Raw genomic sequence first — 18157 nt, forward strand, 5'->3', positions numbered from 1 at the left:
CCCTGGTCATACCGCGCCAGGGCCTCGCGGGTATCTCACTCAAGCCACCACGCGCAGCTTGCCGGGTTCGGCATCGGCCACGAACGGCACCTTCGCCTGTTGCAGAATCCACGCCTCGATGCGCTCATGGTGAAGGCGCAGCAGGTCGAGCGGGCGCACCTTGTAATGCTTCTCAGCGGTCGCGCTCGGCTTGTGCCCCATGATTTGCGCCACCACACCGGACGGAATCTCCAGCCACTCGGTCAAGCTGGCGAACGAACGGCGCAGGCCATGCAGGGTCAGGCCATCGAGCCCCGCCACCTTGCAGGCGCGGTTATGCGCATGGTTGGGGTCAGTGATGGCGGCACCCTCGGTGCGATTGCTGGAGAAAACCCACTCATTTCGCCTGGGTAGCATGGCCACCATCTGCGCCACGCAGGGCGTCAGCGGAATCACGCGCTCGCCCTCCACCTTGTCGCGGATGGTCAGCCCCTTCCATTGGGTATTCACGTCTGCCCAGCGCAGCGCCAGCACTTCACCAGGGCGGGCCCCGGTCAGCAGCATGGTTTGCAGGGCGGCGGCCATCACGGGATTGCCAATCTTTCGCACAGCATCGAACCAGGCGGGCAGTTGCTCGCGCTGCAAAGCGTCTTGCTTGGTTGCAGGCTTGCCGAAGGCTTCGCGGGTCTTGCGGGTCTTGGCAGCATCCTCTTGCACCAGACGCTTGTATTCGGGTTGCTCACCACACCAGCCCAAAAACACCTTGAGGCAGCGCCAGGCAAGGCGGCCATAGGTCGGGCGGTCCTTGGCTTGCTTCGCGGCCCACGCTTCCACCGCCTGGGGTGTCAGGTCCACCAGGCGCAGCGCCAGCAGCGGATACGCCGGCCCGGCAATGGTCACGCCTCGGCCACGGGTTCCGCGTTTCTTCTCCACGCCTCCGGGCTGGCTCATGCGCTCATGGTCGCGGTAATGGCGCTTACCCCAATGGGCACGGCGGGCCTTCATGTAGGCGGCCCATGCTTCGCCCACGGTCACAGTCTCCAGCTTCGCGGCTTCGCGCTTGGCCTCGGCCTGCGCCAGTTGCTCGGCTTTTACCGTGCGCGGGTCTTTGCCCTCGTCAATCAGGCGTTGCAGCTCGCGGGCTTTGGCCTGCGCCTCGGGAATGCTCCAGGCGCTGGGGCTCCCGATGGTCACGCGAATGGTCTTGTCTTGGTAGCGGCCTTGGAAAACGTAGGCCGGTGCGCCCGCCGGTGTGGTGCGCAGTCCCAGCCCGGGGGCGGTTGAGTCCCACATGAATGCTTGCGCCTTGTCTGCCGGGCACTTGAAACCCGCTACCCGTGCAGCCGTGAATGCCACCTTTGCCATGCGTGCCCCTTCTGCTTACATTCGGTTGGATGTAACGGCGGATGTAAGCAAATTTTCGAAAATTGGATGAATTTGCATCAATGGCGCCACCCGCGAAAGTGGCTTTATGTCATTGATTTACACAGATTCTATCAAGGAGCTTCAATGTTGGCAAATGGTATTTACTTCGGACTTTTAATCCGTTGGTCGCAGGTTCGAATCCTGCACGACCTACCAAAATATCTAAGAAAATTAGATGGTTACGAAAACGGCAAGTTAAAGCCCTTAAGATTAAGCCAAGCCTCTCAAGGACACGCCCCGCAGACGCAGCGGCAGAGCGGCACAAAATCGCACCGCATACATGGCGCACAGACGGCCTAACGGGCCTAAATTGACCAGCACCCGGCGCTGCCCCCGGTGCCAGCGAGTGCCAGCAGTTCAAACAGTACCAAATGGCGCAGGCGCAACGCCGACACCCAGCCCCGCGTGCTAGTGCGTCACTGGTGGCACACCGGCGGGCGGTATGCACCAAGGCCAGTACCCAAACCGTGCTGCCGTCGATCTCGTACACCAGCCTATAGCTTTCATGCGCTACCAGTTCGCGGGTGCCTGCAACCTTGCCCGCCTTGCCCAGCTTCGGATGTGCGGCCAACCCTAGCAGCCGCAGCGCTGAAAAGCGCATCCATGCGCACGGCTGCGCTTGGGTTGTCGTCCGCGATGTAGTCCCAAATGTCGGCGCGGTCTTGCTCTGCCTCTGGCGTCCAGACGACAATCACACTTGGCCTGCCGTTGCTTGGTGGCGTCTGGTAGCGAATGCGGCTTGAACTTCGTCGTTGGAGCGGCCAAGACCGGCACGCATCGAGGTGCGGCCGGCCTCGACCTTACGCTGAAGGTAGTCATCGTAGGCGCGGGCTTGGCGGCGCTGTTCGATGTAGCCGCGCATCAACTCGCGCACCACTTGGGACGCGGGCCGATCTTCGCCGGCCACCTCGGCCATAAAGTCGGCACGCAGCTGCGGCTCCAGCTTCATCGTAAAGACGGCTTCTTTGGGCATGGCGCTCTCCTTATCAGGGTACTGTCCCAGTATAAACCTTGTCAGTACTTAGCGCTCGCTGAAATGCAGACGCCGCCGCAGGCATCAAGCCTTCAACCTTCAACCCTTCAACCCTTCAACCCTTCAACCCACAAGCGTATCTGCGCACCTAGGCATGGGCCGGCGCAAGCGCCGGGGGCTTGGGGGCAGGTCACCGGCACGGCAGCGCTCATACGCCTGAAACGGCGACGGCTGTTCCGGAGCGAGAAGTCAGCAGAGGCCGTGGTAGCTTGAACCAGGGCCGAGTACCACGACGGTCTGATTCCGATTTCATTCACCTGTTCACGCCTACTTTGCTGATGGTGCGTTTGACCAATACTTTCTGATGCGGATTTTCAAGCGCCCAGCGCCCATTCCTCTACCGCCAAGCCCGGTACGCGCAAAAACTCTCTGGCGTTGTTGGTGACGAGCACCGAATCCTCGGCCAAGGCATGCGCGGCAATCATCAAATCCATGCCACCTATAGGCTGCCCGGCTCGCTCCAGCATGGCCCGAATGTGGGCGTAATGGTGGGTGGCCTCCAAGGGCCAAGGCCGCACGTCAAAACCCGCCAGCCACGCTTCCACCGCTGCCTTGAATTTGGGTGACTCCAACTTGGCCGCCCCAAAGCGCAGTTCGGCCGCCACAATGCCCGACAACCACACTTGGCTGCGCTCAAGCCCGGCAAAGCGCGCCACCATTTCAGCAGGGTGCCGCCGCAGGATGTAGCTGCAAATGTTGGTGTCCAGCGTGCGTCGCATGGCGCGCGATCAACTCCAGTCGCGATCTTGCGGCGGATGGTCTAGTCTGTCGGCCAAAAAGTGGTCTGGCAAGGGGGCTGCGTGGGCGTAGAACCCCTGCAGCCAAAGGCCCATATCCTGCTCCGGCGGCGTTTGTGGGTGCAGCCACCAATCGGCCCCGACCTGCTCGATGCGCACCTCTTTGGCCGTCAGGCGCAGGCGTGCAGGCAGACGCAAGGCTTGGCTGCGGCCACTCATGAAGACTTTTGCGACGATGGTCATGACTTGCCCTTTGTCATACAACAACGCCATATTACAGCACAAGAGCAAGAACCGAAACCGTGTCATGTGCCAGAAAATCTTGGCCATGCCACGGTGAACCGCCGTGGGGGTAGAGGCTGGGGCGCTGGGGGCAGCCGGCCCCATAACGTTTTGCTGCGCGGCCAAAAATCGGCCAACTGCCCCCAGCGCCCCAGTCCCACGTAAATCGCTGCTTGACCACGATTCCCATGTTTTGAGCTTATCCGAGTGTCATGATGGTCTGACCCCGTTATCAGACCCCGATTTCTGGCCGAAAATCAGGTGGCTCTGACCTCTGAGAGCAGATCGGGGTGGCGGTCCAGCAGTTTGAGCAGCTTGACCAAGGACAGCGGCGGCTTGGTCTTGCCGTTCTCGTAGCGCGAAAAGGCGTTGACTCCACCACCAAAGAGTTCAGCCGCCTGCCGTTGGTCAAGATCGAGCTTCTTTCGCACCTTGGCGATGTAGCTCGGATCGACATAGGCGGCATTGACCTGGCGTTGAAACAGGCCGACCATTTCGCTGTAGCGGTCGCCATGCTCACGGTTCAAGACCACTTCACCGCAAGCAGGGCAAAAATCGCCCGTCACCGCTGGGATGATGGTGTGTTCGCCCTTGTAGGTGTAGGACATATCGCGCGTGTCATGGATCAGTTCCGCCGCGCCGCAGCAGGGGCATTTCATGGTCATAGCTCCTTGAAGGAAACGATCAACACACCATCGATGACGGTCAGCTTCAGATACACCTCATCGCCGCATGGCGTCTTGCCTCGGTACACGTCTTGCCAAACACGATGATCGGCATGGGTGGTCATGCTCTTGTAGAAGTCGGCGCCAGTGAGCGCCAAGACTACAGCGCACATCCCGTCTAGGTCATCAATGCTTGGGCATTTGGTGAAAAATTCACCAGGAAGCAAGGCGTCACTTTTTGGTGCAGTAGTTTTTGACCAGCCACAAGATGGGCATCTGTACGTCATTGGACTTGGGCGAACAGGCATAGCTATCCTCGACTGAGAACTACTTTGTTATCGCTTTGGCTGATAATCTTATATTTTCGAAGGGAATTCAGCGCACCTACGCCGCCAGCTGCAACTGCGATTGCCACAGCGGACGTTGCTGCTGAAACGCCTAGGACAGAAACGGCTCCAAAACCAACCAACCCGGCGGCTGGCGCAGCAGTGCCACCTGAACCAACGGTAAGAACTACCGCGATGCCGATTGCACCAATTGCAACGGCCCATGCAACCGTCCCGGTTGCTTTAATTCTGATAACTTTTTTTGATAGGTCGCCCTCAATCTCAATGCTGTCCTGATTGTTTTTGAGTGCATCGCCAAGCTCTTTTTCGGTAGAAATAGACATGAGTACCTCCTGTGATGAGCGCTAACGTCAAGGTTAACCGGCGTGCCGAAGGCACGTCCGAGTTGAACCGCCGGTTAGGCTGCGCCGCGCGAGACCAGAGGAAAACGCTCTGGACTGCGGATGGACTCAACGGATAGATCGACGTCAAGCTGCGGCCAGTACAAGTGATCTTCGGTGGGGCGCTGAACTTCAGCGAGCTGCTCAATCGTGGCTTTCTTGAACCACGGGAACTCGCTGAACGGAACGGCAAGCTCTTCGTCTCCGAGCAGCAGCCAGAAGCAGTGCGTGGAGACGTTGGTGACTTCAGCCCCCGAAGTGACGGTTCCATGCATCTTGGATCTCCTGTATGTGAGATTGAACCACAGCTTGCGCCTGCCGAAGCTGGACGTCTGACAGACCTACGTTCTTGGCTAAGTGTACCGAGGGCGTGAGCCAGAACTTCGCTTCGCCCTCCGGGTGCGCGACGTGGACGTGAATCCGCGTTTCCTCGCGGGAGAAAAAGAACAGTCGGAATTGGCCGTCGCGGACGATGGTGGGTACCATGACTGTGACTGTACCAGAGCGGTGTGTTCGCGCGGCCTAACGTTGAGGTTAACCGGCGTGCCGAAGGCACGTCCGAGTTGAACCGCCGGTTAGGCGGCGCTCGCGCCACGGGCAAACCGCTTCTTCATGTAGTCCAACGCTTCCTGTTCGGCATGGTGGACGGCTTTCTGGGTGGCGATCATCTCCACGGCGGCTGTCATTACGGCTGCCTGTGCCGCCGTGTCGCGATTGGCAAGGCGGCCGACTGCAAGTTTGAACGCTTGAAGCGTGGGAACATCCATGTTTACGAGCAGTTCCTCGATGGTACTGTCGGTGAGACGTGAATCGTTCGTGATTGCTATGCAGGTCTTGCGAATAACAGCCTTCTCCGCTGCGCGAAGCTGGCCATCTGCCTTGCCAACATATAGCAGTACTCGAAGGGTGTCGTACTCTCCTTCAAGCAGTAGATCTTTGGTCCGATCAGGTGACTGGTCATATTTCGCTTGAAGATATGCGCGAACATCGGTCACTACTTCGCCAGTTTCCTCGTCGATACAGGATTCAATCCGATCACTTCGGAACGTTCGGGTGGCCTCTCGCATGTTGCAATGCCCGATGAGCAACGCATTCGGACCCATTGAGCCAAACTGCCTTACATCGACCGTGCGCTCGGTCTTCCGGCCAGCACCATCTGTGTACTTGAGCCTGAGCCTTGCCTTCGCTGGCAAGGGCTGAGTAACCTCCCAGAAGCTTCCCTCCCATTCATCCTTGTCGATGCTCTCTCGAAGTTGACAACTGTATTCGCCGTCGTCATAGCTCACCGTAATCTTGATTGGTATCTCGAGTGGGTCCGACTGCGGACTTGGCGGAAGTTGGCGAGGCTTCGCAAGAACCTTGTACGCGACCCAGATCGCGAGGGCTCCAAGGAGAAGGTAGAGGAGTGTCATTTGTGCGCCCGAGAGAGGGAGTGTGGTGCCCTGTGGCGCGTAACGTAAGGGTTAACCGGCGGGCCGAAGGCACTTCCGAGTTGAACCGCCGGTTAGGCGCTGTGGGAAAGGGTGCTGTGGCCTTGGAGCACTACGGCGTTGCCGGGGATTATGCCTTTTGCGGTGGATGAAAGCCAAGTACGCCGTCGATGATCAGGTTTTAGGGCCACTCCAAGCCAGACACATCGAACTCAAACATCCGGCTCCCTTCTTGGAAAAACGTCGCCTCAATGCTTACCCTGTCAACCCGTCTGGTGTTCGCCAAAAACTGTGCGTAGTTGCTGATGAACAAGTGGTTCGTGCTGTGGTCAGCAGGTGCCAGTGCCCGGTACGTAACCGGGTTACCAGTTCCAAATCGTACCTTGACCGTGCATCCATTAACGCCACATAAAAACTGTCCGCGTTCAACTGAAAGGATCACATCTCTACCATGCCTCGGATGCGTCCGAAGTTGAAGTTGGGCCCTTTGCCTTCCATGGTATGGAAAGGAAAAATCAACTTGGTTCAGCGAACTTACGAGGGCTTGTCTGATCTGCCCGCGTCCCATCTGGTCTTGGATCTCGTGGTAATTCCACATGAGGCCAAGCCGCCTTTGCTCTGCAACAACCAGAGCCAACTCCTGTTGCTTGCGCTGCCGTTCTGCCTCTTCCCTCTGCTCAGGCGTCATAGCGGCAAGGCGTGCCTGTTCAGCCAGTTGAGCAGCCGCTTCTTCGTTCGTCTGTGCAACCCTCTCCGTTTCGGCGGTAAACTGACCGATGACCGCCAGAAGCACCCAGATCGCGAAAAACCCGCCAACAATCTTTGTGAACAGCGTCGTTCGTTTAACCTTCGCGCCGCAGCTTGGGCAAGTCACGGCCTCGGAACTGATCTGATGCCCGCACTCTGCGCACTTTGTTAGTGCCATAACTCCTCCTGTTTTAGAACATCACCCGTGTTTTGGACTTCTATTCGTCGGCAATTATGACCTCAAAGTTGTCGAAATGCAAGCTGCGCAGAGTGCCTGATGGTGCCCGGATGGGAGAGCGGCAGGCTATGAACTGGGGGTAACGTCGCCGGAGCGCGAGGCGGTGGAGCGCCGACACCCAGCCAAGGCCTAACGCCTGAGTTAAGCCGCGCCTCGAAGCGGCGTCGGCTTGAACGAATTGTTAGGCTATGCCTGCATCTACTGATTTGGTTGCGGCTTGGTTGCGCCGCGAACCAATGATCGAATGAAAGCAATGAGCATGCCACCTGTCAGCATGCCTAAGAAGTAGGTGCCTAAGGTCAACAGCGATAAAGGCAACGTCGCTGAAGAAGAAAGGAGGGAAACCGTCGCACTGCCGCTATTTTGGACCATGAATGTGACGACGACGAGTGTCATGAGGATGACGATTGCAAGATACAGATAGCGCATTTAGCTCTCCTTGAAGATTACGTACTGTTGGATGCAAAGCCTAACGTTCGAGTTAAGCGGGCGACGACGGCAGGCCGCCAAGCCCGGGCTGGTGAAAATGTACCGCGTACCACCAGCCCGGGCTTGGTGGCCTGCCGTTGGCGCTCCGCTTGAACGAGGGGTTAGGCGTCAACCTGGGATTATGTGGATTCCGCGGCTTCAATCGTTTCAAACTCGTCATCCTCGAGGCGGTCGAGCTCATCACCGGCTTCTTTGAGTTCGATAGATTCGATTGTTTCTGGCGTAAGCGCGGAACTCTCGAGCTTCTCAAGCAGTACGTCGAAGTGCGCGCGCTTCGTCATGAGGTTGAGGAAGGCTTGGCGACGTTCCTTCTTTGGTCCGTCGGCTTTCATCTCTTGGCTCATGATGACCGAGGCGTGCGTAATCACCTGACGCAAGGGCTTGTCGTCATCTGTGAGATGCCGCTTGACAATGTATTCGGCGAGATTGACTGTGTCACCAAACTTCGCCTTTAGGTACTTCTTCAGCAGAACCCTTGCAATCGCAAGAATATGAAAACCATTCGTGAAGAAGACAGTTGGAATCTCAAATCCGTCTCCGTCAGTAAGTAGATCAAACATGCAGAAGGAGGCGAAAACTGACTTGCTGTCGGTGTCCTTATTGAATATCTTCTCGTACAAGCCCTTTTCATTCTCTTTGAACGAGGTAAAAACCAGGTCCATCTTCTTCGATTCTCGCTTCATGGCGGCATCAAACACGCCAACGGGGTCGCCTAACCAGAATGCAAGATGCGCACTGGCTACGTAGGTATTCGGAATTATCGATACCTGTTCAGGTGGCTTCTTGAATTCACCGGCCCGGCGTTCGTACCAGTGATTGGTGTCATAGAAGTACTCTTGCACTTTTTCCTGAACTGGATCGTTCGACCAGAAATCTCTATCCGATACAGGGTTCTGTGAGTTTGTGTACTTCGTCACCTTGAGGTCGAAGTCCTTGCCGCCGGATTTGAGTAAACGAAATGTGACTCTGGCCTCTGCATCGATTAGGGCGCGTTGCTCCGGCGAACAGGACTGAAGCGCCTTGAATACTGAGTAAGCGGTCTGTGCGCCATTGATAATTTGCAAACCTATTACTTCGAACTCCTCCGCCTGCTGGCTAATCTCTGGGATGCTTCTTGTAATTGCCGTTATTCCATTGTTGTAGTACCAAAAGTATGAGGGGTTATTCTTCAGTGTGCTTTCGATCTCCGCATTAATCGAGGATCGTTGAAGCGGATTTCGAACGTTCTTCTCAAACAGGGAGACGCCGTAGCGCTCAACCAGTGCGAAAATCATCGAAGGCTTCACAAAGAAGACGTGCGCCTCAAAAGGCGATCTAACAAATATTTGATTTCTCGATGCCGGGTCGTCCCGCGCAACGCTAAGCCTAATTTTCTCGTACTCTGGGCTGTAGATGCTATTCAGGGGATTGGGCGGCAGCGAGCCCTTGAACCGTCGAGAAATGAAATCGCACTTAATCCTGTTGATGTCAAATATTTCAATCTCGAGGCGACCGCCAATCGAGTTCTTTGTGGCGGTTATGTTGTCGGCGGTTGTCGTGCACCTGTTCTTTAGGCAGAGAAATATCGCCTTCACCGCACCGTTTTGCTTAATGTGCTGAAGCAGATCTTTATAACGGGCGTTGAAGCGAGAGTTCTTGGATCCCGACTTTTCCCCTCGCATCACGACTTGAACGTCGGAAAGGAACGACTTTAGTTCAGTGCTGTCCAACTCGCCGCTGCAGTTGGATTCCGAGTTCCATTTGCTCTGTATGAGATAGAACGTCTTTATTCCTTGATTGTCAGTTAGATCAAGAATTATGTCGCATGAGGAGTCGTCGTTGCCGTCGGTAATGTAAGTCTCGACATTTGCGACTTCTGAGTAAAAGCTCAGAAACCATATGAGAAGAGCGTATGCGCGCTTCTGTTCCTCTTGTTTAAGCTTAGCCCTAAGCTTGCTGTCCATACGTTCAGCGACGATTGCGTCAAGTTCGCCGGTCAGGAGCTTGTAGAAATCAACGTTCTTCATTGAAACCTTCGAAATCGGTGGGTGGTGACTGTTGACGCCTAACGCCCGAGTTAAGCGGCGCCTCGAAGCGGCGTCGGCTTGAACGAATTGTTAGGCTATGCCTGCATCTACTGATTTGGTTGCGGCTTGGTTGCGCCGCGAACCAATGATCGAATGAAAGCAATGAGCATGCCACCTGTCAGCATGCCTAAGAAGTAGGTGCCTAAGGTCAACAGCGATAAAGGCAACGTCGCTGAAGAAGAAAGGAGGGAAACCGTCGCACTGCCGCTATTTTGGACCATGAATGTGACGACGACGAGTGTCATGAGGATGACGATTGCAAGATACAGATAGCGCATTTAGCTCTCCTTGAAGATTACGTACTGTTGGATGCAAAGCCTAACGTATGAGGTTAACCGGCGTGCCGAAGGCACGTCCGAGTTGAACCGCAGGTTAGGCGGTGGAGCTGGGTGCTGCTGCCTTCGCCTGCTGCGGTGCTGGAGATTATGGTTGGGGTCGCACAGGAAAGCAAGCGCAAGCCTGTACTTTGCCACGAAGGCCGAGCAGCAGGCCAGCAACCGAGTAGCGCCGCCGGAGCACGCGGAGGTGGAGCGGAAGAAACCAGAGCGAGGCCTAACGCTGGAGCTAAGCGGCCACATCAATCGCGAAGCGATTGATTGGTCCGCTTGAGCGAACTGTTAGGCATCACCCGCGAGCGGCCGAAGGAACGGGCCACAGGATCGTAGATGCCGGGATGTGCTCGGGGGTGCCTGAGTCAACGACACGCCACTCAAGACGATTTTTGTTGCCAACGACGCGGATCTTGACGGTAGCAACTGGAACAACCCGGTTGCCAACAAGCTTAGAGAGCTTAAGCGTCGTCGAACTCCAGCCGACGTGCGCATGCACCTCAAGCGGCCTTTGCATGGACGGAGAACTTAGGCTGCCGATGAGATCACCATCTGAGTCTTCAAGCTCTAGCGTGATGAACTCACGTTCTTTGCCAGAAACATCACCCTCGTTCGTCCACTGATTGGCAAGAACGCTCCGGCTTTCGTCAATCGCTTTCTCGCGCGATGTCCACAAGTAAAGCGATGCGCCCGCAAGGGCGCCGAGGATTGCGACAGCGTAGGCCGCTGACTCAAGCCAGTCTTTGATCGTCCAGTTTGCGAGTTCGTCGGTCATGATGCCTAACGTTGAGGTTAACCGGCGTGCCGAAGGCACGTCCGAGTTGAACCGCAGGTTAGGCGCTGTGGAGAAGGGTGCTGGGGTCTTGGAACGCTGCGGCGTTGCCGGAGATTATGGCTGGAGCCTTGCAGGAAAGCAAGCGCGGTGCGCTGGGTGACGGTGGCCAGACCGGGGAGCGGCAGGCCAGCAGCCGGGTAGCGTCGCCGGAGCGCGGGGAGGTTGGGTGGCAGAAGTCAGACAGAGGCCTAGGCTCCGCCAATGACCTACTACAGTGGCTCGAAGCCCGATGCTGCGGGCGAGACGACTGAAACGAAGACAAGTGGCTCTTGCCCGGTGTTCAGCACACCGTGAACCTCCCGGCGATGGGCGACTAGCACATCTCCCTTGGCTATGGCAATCGACTGCCCCAGAGCGCTGACGTGGTACTCCCCGCAACCGGAAAGGATGGTCCATGTGTCTTGACCATCGGGATGCACATGAGCCGAGATGTGCTGTCCGGGCTTGACGTACCAAGCAACGATCGCTGCGTCAGCCGACTGGGTGATGACCGAGCGAATGGGTTCACCATCGGTTGGTTGGAGGAACTCTGCGACCTTGAACAAACGCTGCGGACTCATTGCCGACTCCATGGAACGGGCTTGGCGAGTGCGAGCAAGAAGCGCGCCTCGGCGGGTTTTCGAATGCCTAACGTAAAGTATACGCCGCCAACGGCGTATACTCAAGCCGTCCAGCAGGTGTATATCTCATCTTCCAGCCCCTTGTGATGTCTGATCCCACACCTTTTTCGGTCTCTGGCAAGGCTACCGCAGGCCCCGCGGCACCGAAGCTGCTGGACCTGCTGCGCGAGCGCATCCGCTTGCGCCACTACAGTATAAGAACCGAAACCCAGTATGTCCACTGGGCCAAGCGGTTTATTTTGTTTCATGGCAAGCGCCATCCGTCTGGGATGGGGGCGCCGGAGGTGGAGGCGTTCTTGACGCATCTGGCGGTGGAGGGCCAGGTGGCGGCTTCGACGCAGAACCAGGCGCTGTCGGCCCTGTTTTTTTTGTACCGCGAGGTGCTCGGCCAGGATTTGCCCTGGATGCAAGACGTGGTGCGTGCCAAACGACCAGACCGCTTGCCGGTGGTGCTCACGCCCGGCGAAGTGACGGCGGTGCTGGAGCGGATGCAGGGCACGCACGCGCTGATGGCGCGACTGCTGTATGGCAGTGGCATGCGCTTGATGGAGGTGGTGCGCTTGCGTATCAAGGACGTGGACTTTGAGCGCGCCGAGTTGCTGGTGCGCGACGGGAAGGGCGGCAAGGATCGGGTGACCATGCTGCCGCGCAAGCTGGCCGAGCCGCTGCGTGCGCATTGGGTCTGGCGGCGGCATTTGTACGAAGACGATCGATCCAAGGGCATGGCAGCCGTCTATCTGCCCGATGCACTGGAGCGCAAATACCCGCTCGCCGCGCAAGAGTGGGGCTGGCAGTACGTCTTTCCTTCTGGCAGCTATTCGGTGGATCCGCGCAGCGGCGTGCAGCGGCGTCACCACATGGACGAAAAACTGTTGCAGCGCGCCATGAAACGGGCGGTGCAGGCGGCCGGGCTGGCCAAACCGGCGACTCCGCACACCCTGCGCCACAGTTTTGCCACCCATTTGCTGCAAAACGGCTACGACATCCGCACCATCCAGGAACTGCTCGGCCATGCCCATGTGGCCACCACCATGATCTACACCCACGTGCTCAACCAAGGTGGAAAGGGCGTGCGCAGCCCGCTCGATGCGCTTTAAAGCCGCGAGCCTGAGCCGCGACCCCAATCCTGCCCCCGCGTGCGCGAAAATCGGCGCATGAACCCCATTCCGCCCATCCCCGATACCGTCCCCCCCCAACCCGACTCTCCCCCCGGTACCAACAGCACCGACGGCACCGACACCCTCGCCGACTACGCCGAGCGCGCCTACCTCGAGTACGCGCTCAGCGTGGTCAAGGGGCGGGCTTTGCCGGATGTGTGCGATGGGCAAAAGCCGGTGCAGCGGCGCATTTTGTATGCCATGCAGCGCATGGGGCTCGGGCACAGCGGTGCTGGGGGCGCGGGTGCGGCGGCGGGTGCGGCCAAGCCGGTCAAGTGCGCGCGCGTGGTGGGCGATGTGTTGGGGCGCTTTCATCCGCACGGCGACCAAGCCGCTTACGATGCGCTGGTGCGCATGGCGCAAGACTTCGCGCAGCGCTATCCGCTCATCGACGGCCAAGGCAACTTTGGCAGCCGCGATGGCGATGGCGCTGCGGCCATGCGCTACACCGAGGCGCGGCTGGCGCGCATCAGCACGCTGCTGCTCGACGAGATCGACGCCGGCACGGTGGACTTTGTGCCCAATTACGACGGCTCGACGCAGGAGCCGCGCCAGCTGCCGGCCCGGCTGCCCTTTGTGCTGCTCAACGGCGCCAGCGGCATTGCGGTGGGCATGGCGACCGAAATCCCCAGCCACAACCTGCGCGAGGTGGCCAGCGCCTGCGTGGCCTTGATCAAAAACCCGGAGCTGAGCGAAGACGAGCTGCTGGCCCTGCTGCCCGGGCCCGACTTTCCGGGTGGGGCGCAGATCATCAGCCCGGCGCCAGACATTGCACAAGCCTACCGCACGGGGCGCGGCAGCCTGAAGGTGCGCGCGCGCTGGCGCATCGAAGACTTGGCGCGCAACCAGTGGCAACTGGTGGTGACCGAGCTGCCGCCGGGCGTGAGCACGCAGCGGGTGCTGGAGGAGATCGAGGAGATCACCAACCCCAAGGTCAAGGCCGGCAAAAAAGCGCTCAGCCCCGAGCAGACGCAGCTCAAGGCCAGCCTGCTGGCGCTGCTCGACACCGTGCGCGACGAATCGAGTAAAGACGCGGCGGTGCGCATCGTGTTCGAGCCCAAGAGCAGCCGCTCCAGCCCAGACGAGCTGATCGCGGCCCTGCTGGCGCACACCAGCCTCGAGTGCTCGGTGCCGATCAACCTGACGCTGGTGGGCCAGGATGGCAAGCCGCTGCCCAAGAGCCTGCGCCAGATGCTGAGCGAGTGGCTGTCGTTTCGGCAGCAGACCGTGACGCGGCGCACCCAGCACCGGCTGGAGCGCGTGCTCGAGCGCATCCACATTCTGGAGGGGCGGGCGCTGGTGTTGCTGAATATCGACGAGGTGATCGCCCTGATTCGCAGCAGCGACGAGCCCAAGGCGGCGCTGATGGCGCGTTTTGCCCTGAGCGAGCGCCAAGCCGACGACATTTTGGACATCCGCTTGCGCCAACTGGCGCGGCTGGAGGCGATTCGGATCGAGCAGGAGCTGAGCGAGCTGCGCACCGAGCAGGGCCGGCTCGAAGAGGTGCTGGCGCAACCGGCCAGCCTGCGCCGCTTGCTGGTGCGCGAGATCGAGGCCGACGCCAAGGCCTTTGGCGACGCGCGCCGCACCCTGATCCAGCCCGAGCGCAAGGCCAGCGCCGAAGTCAAGCTGATCGACGAGCCGGTGACGGTGGTGGTGTCGGCCAAGGGCTGGGTGCGCGCCCGCAGCGGCCACGGCCACGAGGCCGGCGGTTTCGCCTTCAAGGCCGGTGACGCGCTCTATGGCGCTTTCGAGTGCCGCACGGTGGATAGCCTGATCGTGCTGGGCAGCAATGGCCGCGCCTACAGCGTGCCGGTGGCCAGCCTGCCCGGCGCCCGCGGCGACGGCCAGCCGATCACGAGCCTGATCGAGCTCGAGAGCGGCACCCAGCCGCAGCATTACCTGGCGGCAGCGGCGGTGGTGCAGTGGCTGCTGTGCGGCTCGGGCGGCTACGGGCTGCTGGCCGCGACCGAAGATTTGCTCTCGCGCCAGCGCGCCGGCAAGGCTTTTTTGGCGCTGGCCGAGGGCGAAAGCCTGTGCCCACCGGCGCCGGTGGCCGGGGCACAGCAGGTGTGCGCGGTGTCGGCGGCGGGGCGCATTTTGTGCTTCGAACTGGCCCAGCTGCGGCATCAGCCCAAAGGCGGGCGCGGCCTGCAGCTGATCAGCCTCGAGGCCGGCGATCGGCTGGTGGGCGCGCAACCCTACACGCGCAGCGTGCGCATCGAGGGCACGGGCCGGGGCGCCAAGCCGCGCGAAGAGACGCTGGAAGTGCGCAGCCTGAACAACGCCCGCGGGCCCAGGGGCGGCAAGGGCAAGCCGGGCAACTTTGGCTTCAAGCCCGAGCGCATCGTGCGCGTGCTTTAGGGCTTGGGTGCCAGCTCGGCGATCATTTCGATTTCGACGCAGGCGCCAAGCGGCAACTGGGCCACGCCAAAGGCGCTGCGGGCGTGCGCGCCCACGGTCGGGCCAAAGACTTCAGCCAGCAGCTGCGAGCAGCCGTTGGTGACCAGGTGCTGCTCGGTGTAGCTGTCGGTCGAGTTCACCAGCCCCATCACTTTGACGATGCGGCGCACGCCGTTGAGGTCGGTGCCGGCGGCCACGCAAGCGGCATGCAGCGTGCCCAGCAGGTCGATGGCCACGGCGCGCGCGGCCGCTTGGCCTTCGGCGGTGTTCAGGTTCAGGCCCAGCTGCCCGACCCACGGCTGGCCGCCGCGTTTGGCGATGTGGCCGCTGAGCATGACCAGGTTGCCGGTTTGCACAAAGGGCAGGTAGGCCGCCGCCGGGGTGCCCACGGGCGGCAGTTCGATGTTCAACGCTTGCAGGGTGTGATAGACGCTCATGGGGGCTAGGATAAAGGTGGATTGGGGGTGGGTGGCGCGTGCTCTGGGTGCGGCGCAGTGCCATTCTAGGGCGATATGATGCGGCGTCCAAAGCACAAAAGGGGGCAGCAGGGATGGACAGACCCGTGGCAATGCACGCCGCGCTGGCGCTGGGCTTGCCGCTGATGCTGGGTGGCATCGGCGGTGCGTGGTTGCAGTTGCAGCAGCCGCTGCTGTGGTCGTTCGAGGTTTACGGCGCGCTGGCGGTGGCGGCGCTGTTGCTGGGCGCGCTGCTCTGGGGCCGCCAGCCGGGCCTTGGGGGTGCTAGGCAAAAGCTGTGGAGCCTGGGCTGGCTGCTGGTCGGGGCGGGGCTGTTGTTTGCCAGCACGGGCGGTCGGGCGCTGTGGTTTCAGGCCGGGGCGCTGGATGCGCACCTCGAAGGGCGCGATCTGTTGCTCGAGGGCTACGTGGCCGGTTTGCCGCGCCAAGGCGAGCTGGGCTGGCAGTTTGAGTTTGTGGTGCTGCAGGCCAGCCTCGACGGCGTGGCCGTGGCGCTGCCGCAGCGGCTGCGGCTGGCGTGGTTTGCGCCGCGTGCGGGGCGCGGGCAAAACGCGGGCGCTGGCCTGCCCGAGCTGCGCGCCGGCCAGCGCTGGCGCCTGACGGCGCGCTTGCAGCGCCCGCACGGCTTGGCCAATCCGGGTGGCTTCGATTTCGAGCTGCGGCTGTGGGAGCAGGGCATCCACGCCACCGGCAGCGTGCGCGCCGGGCCGGCCACGCCGGCGCCGCAGTTGCTTGGCCACGGCTGGCAATTTCCGTTGCAGCAGGCGCGCCAGTGGGTGCGCGACCGCATGCTCGAGCGCGTGCAGCCCGCGGCCACGGCCGGCGTGCTGGCGGCGCTGGTGGTGGGTGATCAGGGTGCCATCCCGCAAGCGCATTGGGAGACTTTTCGCGTGACCGGCGTCACGCACCTGATGGTGGTCTCGGGCACCCATATCACGCTCTTTGCTTGGATGGCGATGGCGCTCATCGGTCTGCTCTGGCGCTTGGCCGGGCGGCGCCTGCCGGCGCTGCTGCTGGCCGTGCCCACGCCGGTGGCGGCGGCCTTGGGCGGGCTGGCGCTGGGGTTTTTGTACGCGCTGTTTTCGGGCTGGGGCGTGCCGGCGCAGCGCGCCGTGCTGATGCTGGCCACCTTGGTGCTGCTGCAGCTCAGCGGCCGCCAGTGGCCGTGGCCCTTTATGTGGCTGGCGGTGATGCAGATGGTGGTGCTGCTGGACCCGTGGGCCTTGCTCAGCCCCGGTTTCTGGCTCAGCTTCGTGGCGGTGGCGATCCTGTTTGCCACCGGCCAGCCGCTGCCCACCGACGGACGCAGCGGGCGCCACTATGTGCTGGGGCTGGTGCGCACGCAGGCGCTCATGACGCTGGCCCTGGCCCCGCTGCTGCTGCTGTGGTTCGGCGAGTTTTCGCTGGTGGGCCTGCTGGCCAATCTGCCCGCCATACCCTGGGTCACGCTGCTGGTCACGCCGCTCGCGCTGGCCGGGGTGCTGATCTGGCCGCTGTGGCTGCTGGCGGGCTGGATGGTCGATGCGCTGATGCTGTGGCTGCAAGCCTTGCAGCAGTGGCCTTGGGCCACCATCAGCCGCCCGGCGCTGCCGCTGCTGCTGGCTGTGCTGGCCGCCTTGGGCGGGCTGTTGCTGGTGCTGCGCTGGCCGTGGTCGCTGCGCGCCTGGGGGCTGCTGCTGATCTGGCCGGCGCTGGCCTACAGCCCGGCGCGCCCGCCGCCGGGGCATTTCGAATGGCTGGCGGCCGACATCGGGCAGGGCACGGCGGTGATCGTGCGCACCCAGAACCACACCTTGGTTTACGACACCGGGCCGCCCATGGGGCCGCACAGCGACGCTGCCGAGCGCGTGTTGCTGCCGCTGTTGCGGCGCCACGGCGAAGCGCCTACCAAAGTGCTGATCAGCCACATCGATTCCGACCACGCCAGCGGCATCGCCACGTTGGCGCGCGCGCACCCGCAGGCGCAGTGGCTCACCTCGTTCGACACCCGGCCTTGGGGCTTGAGCAGCCAGCGCTGCCTGGCGGGCCAGAGTTGGGTCTGGGACGGGGTGCCGTTTCGCATTCTGCACCCGGGCCCGGCCTATTACGCCACGCGCCGCCCCGACAACGCCATGTCGTGCGTGCTGCAAGTGGGGGATGGTGCGGCTTCGCTGTTGCTGACGGGCGATATCTACGTCGAGGAGGAAACCCGCTTGGCGCTGGCGCAGCCCGATCTGCGCGCCGGGGTGCTGCTGGCCGCGCACCACGGCAGCCGCACCTCGAGCGGGCCGGTCTGGCTCAACACGCTGCAGCCGCAGTGGGTGGTGATCCAAGCCGCGCACCGCAGCCGCTACGGCCACCCGCACCCGCAGGTGCTGGCGCGGCTGCAAGAGCGCGGCATCCCGTGGGTGGCGACACCGCTGTGCGGGGCCGCTTGGGGCAGCAGCCAGCGCCCGGACGAGCTGCACTGCCAGCGCCAGCAGCGCCAGCGCTATTGGCAGCACCCCGATGGGCGCGGCGCACTGCCCGCGCCGCCCTAG

General features: G+C 61.2%; 21 protein-coding genes and 1 pseudogene. 4 read left to right on the forward strand and 18 right to left on the reverse strand.

What is annotated here, in order from left to right; all coding sequences use genetic code 11:
• Positions 1-39: 39 nt before the first annotated feature.
• Positions 40-1344, reverse strand: a complete 1305-nt coding sequence (locus ACVMK0_RS03305; protein WP_476464294.1) for a tyrosine-type recombinase/integrase — start codon at positions 1342-1344, stop codon at positions 40-42.
• Positions 1345-1410: 66 nt separating this feature from the next.
• Between ACVMK0_RS03305 and ACVMK0_RS03310 the strand changes: the two genes are divergently transcribed.
• Positions 1411-1704 (forward strand): hypothetical protein, encoded by a 294-nt coding sequence (locus ACVMK0_RS03310; protein ID WP_476464704.1) that lies wholly within the window; start codon positions 1411-1413, stop codon positions 1702-1704.
• 203 nt (positions 1705-1907) lie between these two features.
• Here the strand turns inward: ACVMK0_RS03310 and ACVMK0_RS03315 are convergent, their stop codons facing one another.
• The 16 genes and pseudogenes from ACVMK0_RS03315 to ACVMK0_RS03390 all read right to left on the reverse strand — a co-directional run bounded on the left by ACVMK0_RS03315 (position 1908) and on the right by ACVMK0_RS03390 (position 11542).
• On the reverse strand, positions 1908-2099 hold the full coding sequence (locus ACVMK0_RS03315) for a type II toxin-antitoxin system RelE/ParE family toxin (RefSeq protein WP_476464295.1): 192 nt from the start codon (positions 2097-2099) through the stop codon (positions 1908-1910).
• The gene (locus tag ACVMK0_RS03320; protein WP_476464296.1) at positions 2096-2377 is read right to left on the reverse strand and encodes an antitoxin of toxin-antitoxin stability system; all 282 of its coding nucleotides are present in this window, start codon (positions 2375-2377) and stop codon (positions 2096-2098) included. Before ACVMK0_RS03320 ends, ACVMK0_RS03315 begins: the two co-directional genes overlap by 4 nt.
• A gap of 374 nt (positions 2378-2751) precedes the next feature.
• Positions 2752-3156, reverse strand: a complete 405-nt coding sequence (locus ACVMK0_RS03325; RefSeq protein WP_476464297.1) for a type II toxin-antitoxin system VapC family toxin — start codon at positions 3154-3156, stop codon at positions 2752-2754.
• Positions 3157-3165: 9 nt separating this feature from the next.
• Positions 3166-3417, reverse strand: coding sequence for an antitoxin (locus ACVMK0_RS03330; RefSeq protein WP_476464298.1), 252 nt, complete (start codon positions 3415-3417; stop codon positions 3166-3168).
• Between the two features lie 296 nt (positions 3418-3713).
• Positions 3714-4115, reverse strand: coding sequence for a type II toxin-antitoxin system MqsA family antitoxin (locus ACVMK0_RS03335; RefSeq protein ID WP_045534955.1), 402 nt, complete (start codon positions 4113-4115; stop codon positions 3714-3716).
• A gap of 2 nt (positions 4116-4117) precedes the next feature.
• Positions 4118-4312, reverse strand: a pseudogene (locus ACVMK0_RS03340) (type II toxin-antitoxin system MqsR family toxin); the annotation flags it as partial.
• A gap of 119 nt (positions 4313-4431) precedes the next feature.
• Positions 4432-4791 carry a hypothetical protein gene (locus tag ACVMK0_RS03345; protein ID WP_476464299.1) on the reverse strand — a complete coding sequence of 120 codons (360 nt, stop codon included), beginning with the start codon at positions 4789-4791 and terminating at the stop codon, positions 4432-4434.
• Between the two features lie 74 nt (positions 4792-4865).
• Positions 4866-5123: a DUF2442 domain-containing protein gene (locus ACVMK0_RS03350; RefSeq protein ID WP_476464300.1), complete on the reverse strand. Its 258-nt coding sequence runs from the start codon at positions 5121-5123 to the stop codon at positions 4866-4868.
• Entirely contained in the window at positions 5095-5334 is a 240-nt protein-coding gene (locus ACVMK0_RS03355) for a DUF4160 domain-containing protein (RefSeq protein ID WP_476464301.1), read from the reverse strand. Before ACVMK0_RS03355 ends, ACVMK0_RS03350 begins: the two co-directional genes overlap by 29 nt.
• An 89-nt stretch (positions 5335-5423) precedes the next feature.
• Positions 5424-6134: a WYL domain-containing protein gene (locus ACVMK0_RS03360; protein WP_476464302.1), complete on the reverse strand. Its 711-nt coding sequence runs from the start codon at positions 6132-6134 to the stop codon at positions 5424-5426.
• 325 nt (positions 6135-6459) lie between these two features.
• Positions 6460-7203, reverse strand: coding sequence for a zinc-ribbon domain-containing protein (locus ACVMK0_RS03365; RefSeq protein WP_476464303.1), 744 nt, complete (start codon positions 7201-7203; stop codon positions 6460-6462).
• Positions 7204-7461: 258 nt separating this feature from the next.
• Complete coding sequence (locus tag ACVMK0_RS03370) at positions 7462-7692, reverse strand: LapA family protein (protein WP_111864150.1); 231 nt, start codon at positions 7690-7692, stop codon at positions 7462-7464.
• A gap of 179 nt (positions 7693-7871) precedes the next feature.
• Complete coding sequence (locus ACVMK0_RS03375; protein WP_476464304.1) at positions 7872-9758, reverse strand: AIPR family protein; 1887 nt, start codon at positions 9756-9758, stop codon at positions 7872-7874.
• A gap of 107 nt (positions 9759-9865) precedes the next feature.
• A complete protein-coding gene (locus ACVMK0_RS03380) occupies positions 9866-10096 on the reverse strand; it encodes a LapA family protein (protein ID WP_111864150.1) in 231 nt (76 codons plus the stop codon).
• Between the two features lie 346 nt (positions 10097-10442).
• The gene (locus ACVMK0_RS03385) at positions 10443-10922 is read right to left on the reverse strand and encodes a hypothetical protein (protein WP_476464305.1); all 480 of its coding nucleotides are present in this window, start codon (positions 10920-10922) and stop codon (positions 10443-10445) included.
• A 269-nt stretch (positions 10923-11191) separates the two neighbouring features.
• Positions 11192-11542, reverse strand: a complete 351-nt coding sequence (locus ACVMK0_RS03390; protein WP_476464306.1) for a cupin domain-containing protein — start codon at positions 11540-11542, stop codon at positions 11192-11194.
• 146 nt (positions 11543-11688) lie between these two features.
• Between ACVMK0_RS03390 and ACVMK0_RS03395 the strand changes: the two genes are divergently transcribed.
• Both ACVMK0_RS03395 and parC read left to right on the forward strand, forming a co-directional pair.
• The gene (locus ACVMK0_RS03395) at positions 11689-12699 is read left to right on the forward strand and encodes an integron integrase (protein WP_476464307.1); all 1011 of its coding nucleotides are present in this window, start codon (positions 11689-11691) and stop codon (positions 12697-12699) included.
• A gap of 57 nt (positions 12700-12756) precedes the next feature.
• Positions 12757-15123, forward strand: coding sequence for a DNA topoisomerase IV subunit A (parC, locus tag ACVMK0_RS03400; RefSeq protein WP_476464308.1), 2367 nt, complete (start codon positions 12757-12759; stop codon positions 15121-15123).
• Here parC and ACVMK0_RS03405 read toward each other — a convergent pair.
• Positions 15120-15599: a RidA family protein gene (locus tag ACVMK0_RS03405; RefSeq protein WP_045534963.1), complete on the reverse strand. Its 480-nt coding sequence runs from the start codon at positions 15597-15599 to the stop codon at positions 15120-15122. The two genes, parC and ACVMK0_RS03405, sit on opposite strands and share 4 nt — an antisense overlap.
• 131 nt (positions 15600-15730) lie before the next feature.
• On the opposite strand from ACVMK0_RS03405, the gene ACVMK0_RS03410 reads away from it, so the two are divergent.
• The gene (locus ACVMK0_RS03410) at positions 15731-18157 is read left to right on the forward strand and encodes a DNA internalization-related competence protein ComEC/Rec2 (RefSeq protein ID WP_476464643.1); all 2427 of its coding nucleotides are present in this window, start codon (positions 15731-15733) and stop codon (positions 18155-18157) included.

It is taken from the genome of Serpentinimonas sp. SSL01, from assembly GCF_056323735.1.

What these genes read in the sequence shown, in the direction of transcription:
- ACVMK0_RS03325 (WP_476464297.1), bottom strand. Translation starts at nt 3,156, where the DNA reads ATGCGACGCACGCTGGACACCAACATTTGCAGCTACATCCTGCGGCGG.
- ACVMK0_RS03385 (WP_476464305.1), bottom strand. Translation starts at nt 10,922, where the DNA reads ATGACCGACGAACTCGCAAACTGGACGATCAAAGACTGGCTTGAGTCA.
- ACVMK0_RS03330 (WP_476464298.1), bottom strand. Translation starts at nt 3,417, where the DNA reads ATGACCATCGTCGCAAAAGTCTTCATGAGTGGCCGCAGCCAAGCCTTG.
- ACVMK0_RS03405 (WP_045534963.1), bottom strand. Translation starts at nt 15,599, where the DNA reads ATGAGCGTCTATCACACCCTGCAAGCGTTGAACATCGAACTGCCGCCC.
- ACVMK0_RS03390 (WP_476464306.1), bottom strand. Translation starts at nt 11,542, where the DNA reads ATGAGTCCGCAGCGTTTGTTCAAGGTCGCAGAGTTCCTCCAACCAACC.
- ACVMK0_RS03345 (WP_476464299.1), bottom strand. Translation starts at nt 4,791, where the DNA reads ATGTCTATTTCTACCGAAAAAGAGCTTGGCGATGCACTCAAAAACAAT.
- ACVMK0_RS03305 (WP_476464294.1), bottom strand. Translation starts at nt 1,344, where the DNA reads ATGGCAAAGGTGGCATTCACGGCTGCACGGGTAGCGGGTTTCAAGTGC.
- parC (WP_476464308.1), top strand. Translation starts at nt 12,757, where the DNA reads ATGAACCCCATTCCGCCCATCCCCGATACCGTCCCCCCCCAACCCGAC.
- ACVMK0_RS03410 (WP_476464643.1), top strand. Translation starts at nt 15,731, where the DNA reads ATGCACGCCGCGCTGGCGCTGGGCTTGCCGCTGATGCTGGGTGGCATC.
- ACVMK0_RS03350 (WP_476464300.1), bottom strand. Translation starts at nt 5,123, where the DNA reads ATGCATGGAACCGTCACTTCGGGGGCTGAAGTCACCAACGTCTCCACG.
- ACVMK0_RS03380 (WP_111864150.1), bottom strand. Translation starts at nt 10,096, where the DNA reads ATGCGCTATCTGTATCTTGCAATCGTCATCCTCATGACACTCGTCGTC.
- ACVMK0_RS03370 (WP_111864150.1), bottom strand. Translation starts at nt 7,692, where the DNA reads ATGCGCTATCTGTATCTTGCAATCGTCATCCTCATGACACTCGTCGTC.
- ACVMK0_RS03395 (WP_476464307.1), top strand. Translation starts at nt 11,689, where the DNA reads ATGTCTGATCCCACACCTTTTTCGGTCTCTGGCAAGGCTACCGCAGGC.
- ACVMK0_RS03355 (WP_476464301.1), bottom strand. Translation starts at nt 5,334, where the DNA reads ATGGTACCCACCATCGTCCGCGACGGCCAATTCCGACTGTTCTTTTTC.
- ACVMK0_RS03335 (WP_045534955.1), bottom strand. Translation starts at nt 4,115, where the DNA reads ATGAAATGCCCCTGCTGCGGCGCGGCGGAACTGATCCATGACACGCGC.
- ACVMK0_RS03320 (WP_476464296.1), bottom strand. Translation starts at nt 2,377, where the DNA reads ATGCCCAAAGAAGCCGTCTTTACGATGAAGCTGGAGCCGCAGCTGCGT.
- ACVMK0_RS03310 (WP_476464704.1), top strand. Translation starts at nt 1,411, where the DNA reads ATGAATTTGCATCAATGGCGCCACCCGCGAAAGTGGCTTTATGTCATT.
- ACVMK0_RS03375 (WP_476464304.1), bottom strand. Translation starts at nt 9,758, where the DNA reads ATGAAGAACGTTGATTTCTACAAGCTCCTGACCGGCGAACTTGACGCA.
- ACVMK0_RS03365 (WP_476464303.1), bottom strand. Translation starts at nt 7,203, where the DNA reads ATGGCACTAACAAAGTGCGCAGAGTGCGGGCATCAGATCAGTTCCGAG.